We start from the raw sequence: 16,520 nt of genomic DNA, 5'->3' as shown, positions 1-16,520 counted from the left end.
GGCCGTCCGGTCTGCCATTTCTTCCTTTGTCCTCAACCAGGAAAAAGTTGAACCCAATTGCTGCGCAAGGTCTTTCCGGCACGGACCAACCGGGCTAACGTCCAGCGAGATGTAGGGGGCACGTTGCTCGCACAGGACATGTCCCAGCACGTCGAGAGCGGCGCTTCGGCGTCCCTCGGCACCCGCACGTACGAACAGCCCCACCCCCGGAGGACTTTCGTGCCCAGAAGACGTCATAGATCCAGATCCCTCCTCGCGCTCGTGGCCGGCGCACTGATCGCCGGCACCATCTCCGCCGTCCCCGCCGCCGCGCACCCGGACGATCCCCACCCGACGGACGACTCCTTCCAGCAGGTCGCCCTCGCCAAGGGTGCCGACGAGGTCGGCGAGCCGATGTCGCTCGCCGTCCTGCCGGACCGCCAGGTCCTGCACACCTCGCGCGACGGCACGCTCCGCATCACCGACGCCGCCGGCGACACCAAGGTCGCGGGCAAACTCGACGTGTACACGCACGACGAGGAAGGCCTCCAAGGCGTCGGTATCGACCCCGACTTCGCCGAGAACCGCGCGATCTACCTCTACTACTCCCCGGTGCTCGACACCCCCGCCGGTGACGCACCCGAGACGGGCACGGCTGCCGACTTCGCCGCCTTCGACGGGTACAACCGGCTCTCCCGATTCACGCTGAAGGAGGACGGCACCCTCGACAAGGCCAGCGAGAAGAAGGTTCTCGACATCGAGACCAACCGCGGCCTGTGCTGCCACGTCGGTGGCGACATCGCCTTCGACGCGGACGGCAACCTCTACCTGTCGACGGGTGACGACACCAACCCCTTCGCCTCCGACGGCTACACGCCGATCGACGAACGCTCCAACCGCAACCCGGCCTTCGACGCCCGGCGTACCTCCGGCAACACCAACGACCTGCGTGGCAAGGTCCTGCGGATCAAGGTCGCCGACGACGGTTCGTACACCGTCCCCGAGGGCAACCTCTTCGCCCCCGGCACCGCCAAGACGCGCCCCGAGATCTACGGGATGGGTTTCCGCAACCCCTTCCGCATCAACGTCGACCAGAAGACCGGCATCGTCTACGTCGGTGAGTACGGCCCCGACGCGGGCGCGGCGTCCGAGACCCGCGGCCCGGCCGGCCAGGTCGAGTTCGCCCGCATGACGGAGGCCGGCAACTTCGGCTGGCCGTACTGCACCGGCGACAACGACGCCTACCGCGACTACGACTTCGCGACCGGCACCTCCGGCCCGGCGTTCGACTGCGCGGCGCCGAAGAACGAGTCGCCGCACAACACCGGTCTCACCGACCTGCCGCCGTCCCAGGCCGCCTGGATCCCCTACAACGGGAACAGCGTCCCGGAGTTCGGCGACGGCTCCGAGTCCCCGATGGGCGGCCCGGTCTACAACTTCGACCCGGACCTGGAGTCCGCGGCGAAGTTCCCCGAGGAGTACGACGGGGACTTCTTCGCCGGCGAGTTCGGCCGCGAGTGGATCAAGCGCATCGAGAAGGACGCCGACGGCACCGTCAACAGCATCCACGACTTCCCGTGGACCGGTACCCAGGTCATGGACATGGAGTTCGGCCCCGACGGCGCGCTCTACGTCCTCGACTACGGCCGCGCCTGGTTCGGCGGCGACGAGAACTCGGCCGTCTACCGGATCGAGAACATAGCCAACGGCCGGGCCCCGGTGGCCAAGGCCACCTCCAGCAAGACGTCGGGAACGGCGCCGCTGCGGGCGAACTTCTCCTCCGCGGGCACCGTCGACCCGGACGGTGACGAGATCACCTACGCCTGGGACTTCGGCGACGGTGGCAAGTCCACCGAGCCCAACCCCAGCTACGCGTACAAGAAGAACGGCACCTACACCGCGACGCTGACCGCCACGGACCCCGACGGGAACACCGGCAACTCGTCCGTCAAGATCGTGGTCGGCAACACCGCGCCCAAGGTGAAGCTCACCGTGCCCGCCGACGGCGCCCTCTTCAAGTTCGGCGACAAGCTGCCCTTCAAGGTCACCGTCACCGACCCTGAGGACGGTCCGATCGACTGCTCCAAGGTCACCGTCAACTACATCCTCGGCCACGACAGCCACGGCCACCCGATCACCTCGGCCAAGGGCTGTGAAGGCACCATCACCGCCCCGGCGGACGGCGAGCACGACCCCAACGCCGACATCTTCGGTGTGATCGACGCCGAGTACACCGACGGCGGGGGCGGCGGCCAGGCCGCGCTCACCACGCACGACCAGGTCCAGCTCCAGCCCCGCCACCGGCAGGCCGAGCACTTCTCCCACGCCTCGGGCATCAAGACCTACGACAAGGCGTCGGCCAACGGCGGCAAGACCGTCGGAGACATCGACAACGACGACTGGATCTCCTTCACGCCGTACAACCTGACCGGGTCCAAGACCCTCACCGCCCGGGTCTCCTCCGGCGGCTCGGGTGGATTCCTCGAAGTGCGTACGGGCTCCGCCACCGGCAAGCTCCTCGGCTCCGCGCCGATCCCGGTGACCGGCAGCTGGGACACCTTCCAGGACATCGACGTACCGCTGCGCTCGGTGCCCAAGGCCACCACGGAGCTGTTCCTCGTCTTCAAGGGCGGTCAGGGCGCGCTCTACGACCTCGACGACTTCGAGATCAGCGACCAGGCCGCCGGCAAGACCGAGAAGCGGGTCCTCGTCTTCTCCAAGACCGCCGGGTTCCGGCACGACGCCATCCCGGAGGGGATCGCGGCCCTCAAGGAACTGGGCAAGACCAGCAACATCACGATCGACGCCACCGAGACCGCGGCGCAGTTCACCACCAACAACCTCGCCCGGTACGACGCGGTGGTCTTCCTCTCCACCACCGGTGACGTCCTGAACCCCGAACAGCAGAAGGCCTTCGAGTACTACATCTCCACCGGCGGCGCCTACATGGGCGTGCACGCCGCGTCGGACACCGAGTACGACTGGGCCTACTACGGCAAGCTGGTCGGTGCCTACTTCTCCGGGCACCCGCAGATCCAGGAAGCCACCGTGCGGGTCGAGGACCACGACCACCCGTCCACCGGACACCTGGAAGACGAGTGGCAGCGCACGGACGAGTGGTACAACTACCGTGACAACCCCCGCTCGAACGTGAAGGTCCTCGCCACCCTCGACGAGACCACCTACCAGGGCGGCACGATGAAGGGCGACCACCCGATCGCCTGGTGCCAGACGTTCGAAGGTGGCCGGTCCTTCTACACCGGTGGCGGCCACACCAAGGCGTCGTACGCCGAACCGGCGTTCCGTGAGCACCTGCTCGGCGGTCTGCGGTACGCGGCCGGCCAGGTCAAGGCCGACTGCAAGCCCAACACCGGCTACCGGGACATCTTCAACGGCAAGACCCTGGCGGGCTGGAAGCAGGCGGGCCCGGGCAAGTTCAACATCGGTGGCGGCGAGCTGCACACCGAGGGCGGCATGGGCATGCTCTGGTACCAGGCCAAGGAGCTCGGCTCGTACTCGCTGAAGATGGACTGGAAGATGGACGGGGACGACAACTCCGGTGTCTTCATCGGCTTCCCGGCCTCCGACGACCCCTGGTCGGCCGTCAACAACGGCTATGAGATCCAGATCGACGCCACGGACGCGGTCGACCGCACCACCGGCGCGATCTACGGCTTCAAGTCGGCCAACATCAAGGCCAGGGACCAGGTTCTGCGGCCTCCGGGCCAGTGGAACAACTACGAGATCAAGGTGCAGGGTGAGCGGGTCCAGATCATCCTCAACGGAGTCAAGATCAACGACTTCACCAACACCGACCCCGTCCGCAGCCTGAAGGACGGCCACATCGGCATCCAGAACCACGGTGCCGACGATCAGGTCGCGTTCCGCAACATCCAACTGAAGGAACTGGCCTCCTAGTACCTCGGAGGACCACCCGGCCTCCTGGCGAACCCACCAGGAGGCCGGCCGCCAGCCGGCGGCGGGCGGGGAGGCGCCGTACCCCCCGCCCGCCGTCTACCAACACACCCACCCGGCAGGGAGGCAGCCCGTGACCACCAACGATTCGACTGCAGGACGTACCGGAGTCTGGTTCGTAGGAGCACGCGGCTCCGTCGCGACGACAGCCGTCGCCGGCTGCGCGGCGGTCACCGCGGGGCTCCATCCCGCGACCGGCATGGTCGCCGAGACCCCGCCCTTCGCGGACTCGGGCCTCCCGGCACTGTCCTCGCTGGTCTTCGGCGGACACGACACCGCGAGCTGCCCCCTGCCGAAGCGGGCCGAAGCACTCACCGCCGCGGGCGTCCTCCCGCACGGCCTGCCCAACACGATCGCCGCCGAACTCGAGGCGGCCGACGCGGAGATACGCATCGGCGGGCCGATGCCCGGCGACACCCGCGACGACGACGAACTGATAGCCGCGTTCGCCGACGACATCACCGCCTTCATCCGGCGCACCGGCGTCGTACGCGCCGTCGTCGTCAACGTCTCCTCCACCGAGCCCGAGCCCGCCGCCGACGACCCGCGGCTGCCCGCCAGCTCCCTCTACGCCGCCGCCGCGATCAAGGCCGGCTGCTCCTACGTGAACTTCACCCCGTCGACAGGGCTGCGGAGCGCGGCCCTCGCGGACGCCGTCGAGGCCAGTGGACTTCCCCACGCCGGCCGCGACGGCAAGACAGGCCAGACGCTGCTCCGTTCCGTGCTCGCCCCGATGTTCGTCCAGCGCGCCCTCGACGTCAGGGCCTGGTCGGGCACCAACCTGCTGGGCGGCGGGGACGGAGCGGCGCTGGCCGACCCGGCGGCTGCCGCCGCCAAGAACGCGGGCAAGGAGCGGGTCCTCGCCGACACGCTCGGGATCGCGCCCGAGGGCGAGGTGCACATCGACGACGTGCCCGCGCTCGGTGAGTGGAAGACCGCCTGGGACCACATCGCCTTCGACGGGTTCCTCGGCTCCCGCATGATCCTCCAGACCATCTGGCAGGGCTGCGACTCGGCGCTCGCCGCGCCGCTCGTCCTGGACCTGGCCCGGCTGGTCGCCCGCGCCCACGAGGCCGGGCTGAGCGGGCCGCTGCCCGAGCTGGGCTTCTACTTCAAGGACCCGGACGGCGGACCCGCCGCGCTCGCCGAACAGTTCGACGCGCTGCTCTCCTTCGCCGAGCGCCTGAAGGAGAGCAAGTGAGCTTGCGCGCCTGGGCCGAACTCCTGCGGGTGTCCGCGCTGTTCACGGTCCCGGGCGACGCCCTGGCCGGCGCGGCGTCCGCCGGAGTCCGGCCCAACCGCGGTACCGCGCTCGCCGTCGGGGCGTCGCTCTGCCTGTACGAGGCGGGGATGGCGCTCAACGACTGGGCGGACCGCGACGAGGACGCCGTCGAGCGCCCGCACCGCCCGATCCCCTCGGGCCGCATCACCCCGAACGCCGCACTGGCGGCGGCGGGTGGCCTGACGGCCACCGGCCTGCTGCTGGCCTCCCGCGCGGGCCGCCCGGCCCTGGCGCTGAGCACGGCCCTGGCGGCCACGGTCTGGGCGTACGACCTCCGCCTCAAACACACGGCGGCGGGCCCGGTGGCGATGGGCGCGGCGAGAACACTGGACGTACTGCTGGGAGCGACGGCGACGCGCGCGGCGTCTCGCGGCTCGAAGGCCGGCCCGGTGGTGGGGGCCGCCGCCCCGTCGCCCGCGCGGCGGGGTGTACTGGCACGTCTGTCGGCGTGGGCCGGGCCCGGTCGGACCGCGGTGGAGAGCTCGGCGAACGGACCCACCGGCTCGGTGGCCCGTCCGCCGTCCGAGCCCGCCGCCTCGACCGCCCGCCTCTCGCCGTCCATGGGCCCGGGTGTGCTGACCGGTCTGTCGGCGTGGGCGAGTGGCCCGACGCCCGGCCCGGTGGCGGAGGCCGCTGCCTCGACCTCCCGTCGTACCTCGTCGCCCGCGCGGCCGGGTGTGCTGGGACGTCTGTCCGCGTGGGCGGGTGACTCGACGGCCGGCCCCGGACGGACCTCTTTGGCGAGCAAGTTCACCGGCTCGGTGAGCCGTCCCGCGACCGAGGCCGCCGCCTCGACGGCCCGCCTCTCGCCGCCCCGCCGGGCCTCGGTCCTCGGGCAGACGAGCGGACCGGCCCCTCGGGGCCGTACGACGATCCGGGCCGGCGGCCCCGTCGAGCCCCTGGCCTCCAAGCGCGCCGTACCGGGGGCCGGTTCCGGTGTGTGGCCGACGGCGACTGCATCGCTCGACGCCGCCCTGGCAGCCGCCGCGACCGCCGCGGCGGTCACCGGATCCGGCCCGCCCTCCGGACGGCACGCCGTACCCCGTGCCGCACTCGTTCCCGCCGCACTCCTCGGCGTCCACACCGTCGCCGTCACCACCGTCTCGCGCAGAGAGGTCTACGGCGGGTCCGTCGGGGCGCCGCTCGCCGCGCTCGTCGTCACCGGGGTGCTCGGCGCCCTGGTCGGCCTGCGCCGTACCGACACCGGACCACCGGGGCTCGTCACCCCCGCGCTCGCCGCAGCCTTCGTCGCCACCGCCGGGCAGGCATTCCTGCACGCCGCGCTCAACCCGTCTCCGCAGCTCACCCAGCGCGCGGTCGGCGGTGGCATCCGGGCGATGATCCCGTTCCAGGCCGCGCTCGCGGCACGCGGCGGGGCCCCCGGGATCGGACTCGTCGTCATGGGGCTCGTGCCGCTGGCCAGGAAGCTCGCGAAGAGGGTGAGTGTGACATGACCATCCGCTACGGATACGGCACCAACGGGCTCACCGATCTGCGCCTGGACGACGCGCTCGCGCTGCTCGCCGACCTCGGGTACGACGGGGTCGGGCTGACCCTCGACCACATGCATCTCGACCCGCTCGCCCCCGAACTCGCGGCCCGCACAAGCAAGGTGGCCGCGCGGCTGACCGATCTCGGTCTGGGCGTCACCGTCGAGACCGGCGCCCGCTACGTACTCGACCCGCGCCGCAAGCACGGGCCCACCCTGCTCGACGCCGACCCCGAGGCACGCGCCGCCCGCACCGGACTGCTCGTCACCGCCGTGCAGGTGGCCGCCGACCTCGGCGCGCACGCCGTCCACTGCTTCAGCGGCATCACCCCCGACGGCACCGACCCGGACACCGCCTGGAAGCGGCTGGAGGAGTCGATCACCCCGGTTATCGACGCCGCCGAGGCTGCCGGTGTCCCCGTCGCCATCGAGCCCGAACCCGGCCATCTCCTCGCCGACATCGCCGGCTTCCACCGCCTCAGAACGCTCCTCGGCGACCCCGAACCCCTCGGTCTGACGCTCGACATCGGCCACTGCCAGTGTCTGGAGCCCGCCCCGCCCGCCGACTGCGTCCGGGACGCCGGCCCCTGGCTGCGCCACGTACAGATCGAGGACATGCGGCGCGGCGTGCACGAGCATCTCCCGTTCGGGGACGGCGAGATCGACTTCCCGCCCGTACTGGCCGCGCTCGACGCCACCGGCTACCAGGGCCTGACCGTCGTGGAGTTGCCCCGCCACTCGCACGCCGGCCCCGAAATGGCTCGCACCTCCCTGGACTTCCTGCGCTCGAAGGGAGCATCGGCATGAACCGCCTGCCCAGCCACGGACCTGACGGACCCGACGGACCCGACGGACCCGACGGATTCGACGGGCGGCTCGACGCGAAGGCCGTCGCCTGGCTCGACCAGGCACTCGCCGAAGCGGCGGAGGCGGCGGAGTCGGGCAATGGGCCCGACAACGTTGCCGTCCCCCGCTGGGAACTCCGCTTCGCCGCCGCCGGCCGCCACTGCGGCCAGGAGAACGCCGACACCGTGCGCACCCTGCTGCTCCGCCGGGCCGCCGCCGACGTCGACACCCTCACCCGCCTCTACCAGCGCGGCACCGCCGCCGAGCGCCGCGCCGTACTGCTGACGCTCCCGCACCTCGTCCCCGGCCCCGAGGCCGTGCCGCTCGTCGAGGACGCCCTGCGCACCAACGACACCACGCTCGTCGAGGCGGCCGTCGGCCCGTACGCGGCCGACCATCTCGACCCGCACGCCTGGCGGCACGCCGTACTGAAGTGCCTCTTCACCGGCGTGCCCGTGGCCGCCGTCGCCGGCGCGGAACACCGCGCCGACGGCGACACCGAACTCGCCCGGATGCTGTCCGACTTCGCGTCCGAGCGGACCGCGGCGGGCCGGTCGGTACCCGCCGACCTGCACCGCGTACTGAACATGACCGGCGAGGAGTCCTGATGCGCATCTTCGACCCCCACATCCACATGACCTCCCGCACCACGGACGACTACCAGGCCATGTACGCCTCCGGAGTCCGTGCGCTCGTCGAGCCGTCCTTCTGGCTCGGCCAGCCCCGCACCTCGCCCGCCAGTTTCTTCGACTACTTCGACGCGCTGCTCGGCTGGGAGCCGTTCCGCGCCGCGCAGTACGGCATCGCGCACCACTGCACGCTCGCCCTCAACCCCAAAGAGGCGAACGACCCCCGCTGCACCCCCGTCCTTGACGAGCTGCCGCGCTACCTCGTCAAGGACGGCGTCGTCGCCGTCGGCGAGATCGGCTACGACTCCATGACCCCCGCCGAGGACGTCGCGCTCGCCACCCAGCTCCAGCTCGCCGCCGAGTACGCGCTGCCCGCGATGGTCCACACCCCGCACCGCGACAAGCTGACCGGACTGCGCCGCACCATCGACGTGGTACGCGAGTCGAACCTCGACCCCGAGCACGTCCTGCTCGACCACCTCAACGAGACCACGGTCAAGGACGCGGCGGAGTCCGGCAGTTGGCTCGGCTTCTCCATCTACCCCGACACCAAGATGGACGAGGACCGGATGGTCGCCGTGCTGCGCGCACACGGCACCGACCGCGTCCTCGTCAACTCCGCGGCCGACTGGGGCAAGAGCGACCCGCTCAAGACCCGCAAGGTCGCCGACGCGATGCTCGCCGCCGGTTTCTCCGACGACGACGTCGACAAGGTGCTGTGGCGCAACCCCGTCGCGTTCTACGGCCTCAGCGGCAGACTCCAGCTCGACGTACCCGCGCCGGAGGCCCTGCACGAGGGCAACTCCATCCTCCGCGGCGGGGAGTGAGCCCATGCGCTTCCGCCACCCAGACGGGTCCACCGTCCATCTCTCGTACTGCACCAATGTCCACCCCGCCGAGAACCTCGAAGGCGTACTGGCCCAACTGCGCGACCACTGCGAGCCGGTACGCAGACGCCTCGGCCGCGACCGCCTCGGCATAGGTCTGTGGCTCGCCAAGGGCGCGGCCCGCTCCCTCATCAACGACCCCGCCCAACTGCGAGGTCTGAAAAGTGAGTTGGAGCGGCGGGGGCTGGAGGTCGTCACCCTCAACGGCTTCCCTTACGAAGGCTTCGGCGCCGAAGAGGTCAAGTACCGCGTGTACAAGCCGGACTGGGCCGACCCCGAGCGCCTGGCCCACACCACCGACCTCGCCCGCCTCCTCGCCTCGCTGCTGCCCGACGACGTCACCGAGGGCTCCGTCTCGACGCTGCCCCTCGCCTGGCGCACCGACTTCGACGACGCCGCGGCCCGCACCGCGCACGCCGCGCTCACCACCCTCGCCGAACGGCTCGACGCGCTGGAGGAGCTGACCGGTAAATCCATCCGGATCGCGCTGGAGCCCGAGCCCGGCTGCACCGTCGAGACCACCGCCGACGCGATCGGACCGCTCACCGACGTCGCCAGTGCCCGCATCGGCATCTGCGTCGACACCTGTCACCTCGCCACCTCCTTCGAGGACCCGGCGACCGCGCTGGGCGCCCTCGCCGAGGCCGGCGTCACCATCCCCAAGGCCCAGCTCTCCGCCGCTCTGCACGCCGAACACCCCCATCTCCCCGAGGTGCGCGACGCGTTGGCCGCCTTCGCCGAACCGCGCTTCCTGCACCAGACCCGCACCCGCACGGCGGCCGGTCTGCGCGGCACCGACGACCTCGAAGAGGCCCTGGCCGGTGAGGCGCTGCCCGACGGCGCCCCCTGGCGCTCGCACTTCCACGTCCCGCTGCACGCACCGCCCGCCCCGCCCCTGACCTCGACCCTCCCCGTACTCCAGGACACCCTCGCCCTGCTCGTCGGCGGCCCCGAACCGCTGACCCGCCACCTGGAGGTCGAGACGTACACCTGGCAGGCGCTCCCGCCCGAGCTGCGTCCCCGCTCACGCGGTCGGCTCGCCGAGGGCATCGCCGCCGAACTCACGCTGGCCCGCGACCTCCTGGTCGACCTGGGTCTCAAGGAGCTGCCATGACCGCCGACCCCACGCCCGAGCCGTCCGCCGAGCCGGCCGCGAAGGGACCCACGCCCCTGCTGGTCCTGGACGTGGTCGGACTCACGCCCCAGCTCCTCGCGTACATGCCCAATCTCAAGAAGCTGGCCGCCGCGGGTTCACACGGCCCGCTGACCACCGTGCTGCCCGCCGTCACCTGTAGCGCCCAGTCCACCTTCCTCACCGGCACCCTGCCGTCCGAACACGGCATCGTCGGCAACGGCTGGTACTTCCGCGAGCTGGGCGACGTGCTCCTGTGGCGCCAGCACAACGGACTGGTCTCCGGCGACAAGCTCTGGGACGCCGCCCGCCGCGCCCACCCCGGCTACACCGTCGCCAACATCTGCTGGTGGTACGCGATGGGCGCCGACACCGACTACACGGTCACACCCCGCCCCGTGTACTACGCCGACGGCCGCAAGGAACCCGACTGCTACACCCGGCCGCCGGCCCTGCACGACGAACTGCACGACAAGCTCGGCACGTTCCCCCTCTTCCACTTCTGGGGCCCCGGCGCCGACCTCGTCTCCTCGCAGTGGATCATCGACGCCACCCGGCACATCATCGACACCCGCCGCCCCGACCTGGCGCTGTGCTACCTCCCGCACCTGGACTACGACCTCCAGCGCTACGGCCCCGACGACCCCCGCTCCCACCAGGCGGCACGCGACCTCGACGCGGCGGTGGGTCCGCTGCTGGACGACGCGCGCGCCGAAGGCCGTACCGTCGTCGCGCTGTCCGAGTACGGCATCACCAACGTCTCCCGGCCCGTCGACATCAACCGGGCCCTGCGCCGCGCCGGGCTTCTCGAGGTCCACACCCAGGACGGCATGGAGTATCTGGACCCGATGGCGTCGCGCGCCTTCGCCGTCTCCGACCACCAGATCTCGCACATCTACGTGCGCCGCCCCGAGGACCTGGCGGCGACCCGCGAGGCACTGAAGGACCTCAAGGGCATCGAGGAGATCCTCGACGAGCAGGGCAAGAAGAACTACGGCCTGGACCACCCGCGCTCCGGCGAACTGGTCGCCGTCGCCGAACCCGACGCCTGGTTCACGTACTACTACTGGCTCGACGACGCCAAGGCGCCCGACTTCGCGCAGCTCGTCGAGATCCACCGGAAGCCCGGTTACGACCCCGTCGAGCTGTTCATGGACCCCCTCGACCCGTACGTGAAGGTCAAGGCGGCCAAGGCCATCGCCCGCAAGAAGCTCGGCATGCGCTACCGGCTCGCCGTCGTCCCCCTGGACCCCTCACCGATCCGCGGCAGCCACGGCCGCCTTCCGTTGAGCGACGACGAAGGTCCGCTCATCCTCTGCTCCACCCCCGAAGCCGTCACCGGCCGCACCGAGGCCACCGACGTGAAATCCCTGCTCCTCAATCTCGCAGGACTGCACTGATCTAAGGAGTTCCACGCATGAGCCGCAAGAAGTCAGTCGACCCGGAGCTCGCAGCCAAGCTCAGCCGCCGCAACATGCTGGGTGTGGCCGCGGGCACCGGTGCCGCCGCCATTCTCGGTCTCTCGGCCGCCACCCCGGCCGCCGCGGGCGACAGGGGGCGCGGTCACGGACACGGTCACGGCCACGGCAAGGGCCAGCCCGTCCTCACTCCGGGCCACCTCGGCATCCAGCTCTACTCGCTGCGTGACAAGATCAACTCGCTCGGCTTCGCCAAGGTCTTCGCGGAGCTGGAGCGCTTCGGCTACGACGAGATCGAGTACGCGGGCTACAGCCAGGGCAACGCCGGGGCCATCACCATTCCCCAGCTCCGCAAGCTGGCCAGGAACCACGGTCTGCGTCCGATCGGCAGCCACGTCAACTACGCCGACGACAACAACCCCGACGCGTACAGCTTCGCCCAGAACCTGGAGAAGGTGCTGGACGACGCCCAGGCGCTCGGCCTCGACCACATCGGCACCGCGTCGGGCCCCTGGCGCCACGGCGACACCGTCGACGCCTGGAAGCGGGCCGCCGAGGACTTCAACACCTACGGCGCCGCCGCCCGCAAGCGCGGCATGAAGTTCTACCAGCACAACCACGCCGAGGAGTTCTCCTTCGCCAGCGACCAGCCCGGCGTCCGCCTCTACGACGTCCTGCTCGCGGAGACCGACCCCAAGCTGGTCTATCTGGAGATGGACATCTACTGGGCGTTCGCCGCCAAGCACCGCTTCAGCCAGACCGGCGACGGCAAGCCCGCGCCCTTCGACCCGCTGAGCTACGTGCTCAAGCAGCCCAACCGTTACCCGCTCTTCCACGTCAAGGACGGCGTGAAGAACGAGGAGGCGCGCGACGGCTACGACATGGTCGACGTCGGTGACGGTGACATCGACTACAAGAAGTTCATCTCGGCCGTGAACAAGACCCACAACGGCCGCAAGGACCACCACTGGCAGGCCGAGCACGACAACCCGGTCGACTCGCTCCTGTTCGCGGAGAAGTCGGCGGACCACCTGCACTCGCTGCGGGAGCGACGCCACTGATCCCGGCGCCCGAGGAGAACCCCTGAAAGAACAGCGAAACGGCCCGGGGCCACAGGTATTGCGGAATCATTCCCCGTCGCGGCTGATGGGCGCCGGGTTGGCCTTGATCAGGCCGCCCTTGGGCCGTCCGGGCTGATGCAGGAAGAGTGCCACGAAACCGGCGAACAGCGAGATGGAACCGGCGAGCACGAAGGCACCGCTGTAGCCCCACGCGCCGACCACGACGGCGCCCATACCGGAGCCGAGCAGACCCGACACGAGCTTGGAGCTGTAGACCATGCCGTAGTTGGAGGCGTTGTTGTTCTCACCGAAGTAGTCCGCGGTCATGGCCGCGAACATCGGGAAGATCGCGCCGCCGCCGAAGCCGGAGATGCTGGAGAACACGAGGAACAGCGGCAGGTTCTCGATGTTGCCGGACCACAGGATGCCGTACTGCGAAAGGCCCAGGACGATACAGACGAAGATCAGGCACCGCTTGCGTCCGTAACGGTCCGAGAGCCAGCCGATGACACCGCGGCCGGTGCCGTTCACGATGGCCTTCAGTGACATCGCGGTCGCCACGATGCCGCCCGTGAAGCCGGCCTCGTCACCGAACGGCACCTGGAAGGCGATACCGAAGATGTTCACGCCCGAGGTGCACAGCAGGCAGAACCACATGACGGGGACGACTCGTGTCTGCCACGCCTCCTTGGGGGTGTACTGCTTCACCGCCGGCGGGTTCATCTTCAGGGCACGCCGTGCGCGCGGGTCGTCCGGCGTGCGCAGCGGGTCGACCTCCTCGGGCCACCAGTTGTTCGGCGGGTCCTTGAAGAAGTAACCGGCGACGGCGACCACGCCGGCCAGGAACAGACCGACCGAGACGAGCACCCACTTGAAGTTCGTCACGTCCATGTAGCCGGTGAACAGGAAGACGAACGGCACCGAACCGTAGGCGAAACCGCCGTTGACGAAGCCGGTCTTGCCTCCCTTGCGCTCCGGATACCACTTGCCGACCATGTTGACGCAGGTCGCGTAGACCATGCCGGCGCCCGCACCGCTGAACATGCCGAACCCGATGTACGCCACGATCACGTGCGGCGCGTACGCGAGGGACACGTAGCCGAGCAGGGTGCCGAGCGCGCCGAGCATCATCGCCCAGCGAGCGGGGAGTTTGCCGGACTCACGCAGCTTGCCCGCGGGGAAGGCCACGCCGCCCTGGAAGAGCACCCAGATACCGAGCATCCAGAAGATGTGCGCACTGTTCCAGCTGTGTGCGATGTGCAGCGTGTCCTCGGCGGAAGCGAACGCGTACTCCGCCGAGCTGATACCCATCATGCCGACCCAGGGCAGGATGACCATCCACTTGCGCTTGCGCCCCATGATGTCGACATCGGACTCGCCGAGCCGGTACATGCGCCCGTTAGCGTCCGTCACCTCCCTGTAGGGGACGGGTGCGGAGATGTTTGTCGTTGTCATTCGATCGAACCCCTTGCGTCGAAGAAGTCAGGCCAGCGCCCCCTGTCCGTTCTCTTCGTGCGGGGGGCCTGCGATGAGCGGAATCCACAGGCCCCCTGGGTCGCACCGTCAGGTCATCCGGTGCCTCCCCACAGCCTCGTCGTCGGCTCGGCTCTCACAGCAGCCCCGCCGCCCGCGCCCAGCGGCCGGTGTCGCCCCGGGGAGCAACCCCCGGACCCCCGGCCGGTGTTCGGCCGCCGTCCGTTCGTCACAGCAGCCCCGCCGCCCGCGCCCAGCGGTACTTCGCTCCGAGCACCTCGACCGGCTTCTCCGTGGTGTACGGGTACGCCACGACGCCCCGTTCGTAGAGGTACTGGCACGCGGCCTCCACCTCGACGTCGCCCGCGAGCGACGCCACCACCGGCTTCTCGATGCCGCGTTCGCGGAACTCCGCCACCACCCGCGCCGTCAGCTCGGCGAAGACCATCGGCGGGGTGACGATCGTGTGCCAGTAGCCCAGGACGAGGGAGTGGATCCGGGGATCCTCCAACCCGAGCCGGATCGTGGCCTCGTAGGTCGACGGCGGTTCGCCGCCGGTGATGTCCACCGGGTTGCCCGCCGCCCCGAAGGGCGGGATGAAGGCGCGGAACGCCTCGTCCAGGTCCGGCGGGATCTCCATCAGCGACAGGCCGTTGTCGACGATCGCGTCCGACAGCAGCACACCCGATCCGCCGGCGCCCGTGATGATCACGACGTTGTCGCCCTTGGGGGTGGGGAGTACGGGCAGCCCGCGCGCGTACTCCAGCATGTCGCTCAGCCCCGGCGCCCTGATGACACCGGACTGCCGCAGGATGTCCTCGTACACCGCGTCGTCGCCCGCGAGGGCACCCGTGTGCGAGCCCGCCGCCTTCGCGCCGGCCGCCGTTCGGCCGGCCTTGAGGACCACCACCGGCTTCTTGGGGACGGTCGCGCGCGCCGCCTCCACGAAGGCGCGGCCGTCCTTCAGATCCTCCAGGTGCATCGCGATGCAGTCGGTGTTGTCGTCCTCACCGAACCACGTCAGCAGGTCGTCCTCGTCGAGGTCCGACTTGTTGCCGAGCCCGACGATCGCCGACACACCCGTCCTGGTGGTCCTCGCGAAGCCGAGGATCGCCATCCCGATGCCGCCGGACTGCGAGGTCAGTGCCACGCCGCCCTTGACGTCGTACGGGGTGCAGAAGGTGGCGCAGAGGTCCTGCCAGGTGGAGTAGTAGCCGTAGATGTTCGGCCCGAGCAGCCGGATCCCGTTCTCCTCGGCGATCGTCACGATCTCCTGCTGGAGTTCGTGCTCACCGGTCTCCGCGAAACCGGAGGGGATCAGCACGGCGTTGGGGATGTTCTTGCGTCCCACCTCGCCCAGCGCACCGGCGACGAACTTCGCGGGAATCGCGAATATCGCCACGTCAGGCTCACCAGGAACATCCATCACGCTCTTGTACGCCTTACGGCCGAGTATGTCATCGGCTTTGGGGTTCACCGGATAGATCTCGCCCGCGAAACCTCCGTCGATGAGGTTCCGCATGACCGAATTACCGATCTTGCCGTCCTCGTTGGAGGCACCGATCACCGCCACCGAACGCGGCTCCATGAGCCGGCGCATGGAGATCAGGATCTCCTCGCGCGAGTAACGACGCCGTGCGACGGGCACCTCGTCGGTCAGCAGGATCCGTACGTCCGCCGCCATGACCCCGCTCGCCGACGCGAAGACCGGGTTGAGGTCCACCTCCGCGATACCGGGGAAGTCGGCGGCCAACTGCGAGACCCGCACCACGAGATCGGCCAGCGCGTCCCTGTCGACCGCCGCGCCGCCCCGTACCCCGCGCAGGATCTCCGCGGCCCGGATGCCGTCCAGCATCGACAGTGCGTCGTCCTTGGTGGCCGGTGCCAGCCGGAAGGTGACGTCCTTCAGCACCTCCACCAGGACACCGCCGAGACCGAAGGCCACGACCTTGCCGAAGGTGGGGTCGGTGACCGTGCCGATCAGGATCTCGGTCCCCGCGGGCACCATCTGCTGCACCTGGACACCGAGGATCCGTGCCTTCGGGTCGTACTTGCGCGCGTTGGAGACGATCGTGGTGAACGCGGAGCGCACCTCGGCCGCCGAACCGACGCCGATCTGCACACCACCGGCGTCCGTCTTGTGCAGGATCTGAGGCGAGACGATCTTCATCGCCACCGGGAACCCGAGCCGCGCCGCCACGGCCACGGCGTCGTCGGCCGACTCCGCGAGCGCCTCACCCGGTGTCGGGATGCCGTAGGCGTCCGTGACGGCCTTGCCCTCGGGGGCGGTGAGTGAGGTACGCCCCTGTGCCAGGGCGGCCTCGATGATCGCTCCGACCGCATCCTTGT

11 protein-coding genes are annotated in these 16,520 nt (G+C 70.1%); 9 read left to right on the top strand and 2 right to left on the bottom strand.

Features of this window, described 5'->3' with window-relative positions:
• Nucleotides 1-219 precede the first annotated feature (219 nt).
• From ACFWHU_RS01595 to ACFWHU_RS01555, 9 genes are all read left to right on the top strand, one after another.
• Nucleotides 220-3,897: a ThuA domain-containing protein gene (locus tag ACFWHU_RS01595; protein ID WP_387223947.1), complete on the top strand. Its 3,678-nt coding sequence runs from the start codon at nucleotides 220-222 to the stop codon at nucleotides 3,895-3,897.
• A 130-nt stretch (nucleotides 3,898-4,027) separates the two neighbouring features.
• Entirely contained in the window at nucleotides 4,028-5,155 is a 1,128-nt protein-coding gene (locus ACFWHU_RS01590; RefSeq protein ID WP_385804070.1) for an inositol-3-phosphate synthase, read from the top strand.
• Complete coding sequence (locus tag ACFWHU_RS01585; RefSeq protein ID WP_387223142.1) at nucleotides 5,152-6,690, top strand: UbiA family prenyltransferase; 1,539 nt, start codon at nucleotides 5,152-5,154, stop codon at nucleotides 6,688-6,690. The genes ACFWHU_RS01590 and ACFWHU_RS01585 overlap by 4 nt, the downstream gene beginning before the upstream one ends.
• Nucleotides 6,687-7,532 carry a sugar phosphate isomerase/epimerase family protein gene (locus tag ACFWHU_RS01580; RefSeq protein WP_387223139.1) on the top strand — a complete coding sequence of 282 codons (846 nt, stop codon included), beginning with the start codon at nucleotides 6,687-6,689 and terminating at the stop codon, nucleotides 7,530-7,532. Before ACFWHU_RS01585 ends, ACFWHU_RS01580 begins: the two co-directional genes overlap by 4 nt.
• The gene (locus ACFWHU_RS01575) at nucleotides 7,529-8,179 is read left to right on the top strand and encodes an EboA domain-containing protein (RefSeq protein WP_387223137.1); all 651 of its coding nucleotides are present in this window, start codon (nucleotides 7,529-7,531) and stop codon (nucleotides 8,177-8,179) included. Before ACFWHU_RS01580 ends, ACFWHU_RS01575 begins: the two co-directional genes overlap by 4 nt.
• A complete protein-coding gene (locus ACFWHU_RS01570; protein ID WP_385804079.1) occupies nucleotides 8,179-9,027 on the top strand; it encodes a TatD family hydrolase in 849 nt (282 codons plus the stop codon). The genes ACFWHU_RS01575 and ACFWHU_RS01570 overlap by 1 nt, the downstream gene beginning before the upstream one ends.
• A gap of 4 nt (nucleotides 9,028-9,031) precedes the next feature.
• Nucleotides 9,032-10,201: a metabolite traffic protein EboE gene (eboE, locus tag ACFWHU_RS01565; protein WP_385804082.1), complete on the top strand. Its 1,170-nt coding sequence runs from the start codon at nucleotides 9,032-9,034 to the stop codon at nucleotides 10,199-10,201.
• Nucleotides 10,198-11,619, top strand: a complete 1,422-nt coding sequence (locus ACFWHU_RS01560; protein ID WP_387223134.1) for an alkaline phosphatase family protein — start codon at nucleotides 10,198-10,200, stop codon at nucleotides 11,617-11,619. Before eboE ends, ACFWHU_RS01560 begins: the two co-directional genes overlap by 4 nt.
• 17 nt (nucleotides 11,620-11,636) lie before the next feature.
• Nucleotides 11,637-12,698 (top strand): sugar phosphate isomerase/epimerase family protein, encoded by a 1,062-nt coding sequence (locus ACFWHU_RS01555; RefSeq protein ID WP_387223131.1) that lies wholly within the window; start codon nucleotides 11,637-11,639, stop codon nucleotides 12,696-12,698.
• Between the two features lie 66 nt (nucleotides 12,699-12,764).
• Here the strand turns inward: ACFWHU_RS01555 and ACFWHU_RS01550 are convergent, their stop codons facing one another.
• Together ACFWHU_RS01550 and ACFWHU_RS01545 are read right to left on the bottom strand one after the other, a co-directional pair.
• A complete protein-coding gene (locus ACFWHU_RS01550; RefSeq protein WP_078074216.1) occupies nucleotides 12,765-14,153 on the bottom strand; it encodes an OFA family MFS transporter in 1,389 nt (462 codons plus the stop codon).
• Between the two features lie 247 nt (nucleotides 14,154-14,400).
• A complete protein-coding gene (locus tag ACFWHU_RS01545) occupies nucleotides 14,401-16,500 on the bottom strand; it encodes an acetate--CoA ligase family protein (protein ID WP_387223945.1) in 2,100 nt (699 codons plus the stop codon).
• Nucleotides 16,501-16,520: the final 20 nt, after the last annotated feature.

The organism is Streptomyces sp. NPDC060366, assembly GCF_042725135.1.
Taxonomy (GTDB): Bacteria; Actinomycetota; Actinomycetes; order Streptomycetales; family Streptomycetaceae; genus Streptomyces.
Note: the sequence above shows the minus strand (reverse complement) of the source record. Positions and strands in the feature narration are given on the sequence as shown.

Excerpts from the sequence above, each read along its gene's own strand:
- ACFWHU_RS01580 (WP_387223139.1), top strand. The coding sequence starts at position 6,687 with ATGACCATCCGCTACGGATACGGCACCAACGGGCTCACCGATCTGCGC.
- ACFWHU_RS01575 (WP_387223137.1), top strand. The coding sequence starts at position 7,529 with ATGAACCGCCTGCCCAGCCACGGACCTGACGGACCCGACGGACCCGAC.
- ACFWHU_RS01570 (WP_385804079.1), top strand. The coding sequence starts at position 8,179 with ATGCGCATCTTCGACCCCCACATCCACATGACCTCCCGCACCACGGAC.
- eboE (WP_385804082.1), top strand. The coding sequence starts at position 9,032 with ATGCGCTTCCGCCACCCAGACGGGTCCACCGTCCATCTCTCGTACTGC.
- ACFWHU_RS01560 (WP_387223134.1), top strand. The coding sequence starts at position 10,198 with ATGACCGCCGACCCCACGCCCGAGCCGTCCGCCGAGCCGGCCGCGAAG.
- ACFWHU_RS01555 (WP_387223131.1), top strand. The coding sequence starts at position 11,637 with ATGAGCCGCAAGAAGTCAGTCGACCCGGAGCTCGCAGCCAAGCTCAGC.
- ACFWHU_RS01550 (WP_078074216.1), bottom strand. The coding sequence starts at position 14,153 with ATGACAACGACAAACATCTCCGCACCCGTCCCCTACAGGGAGGTGACG.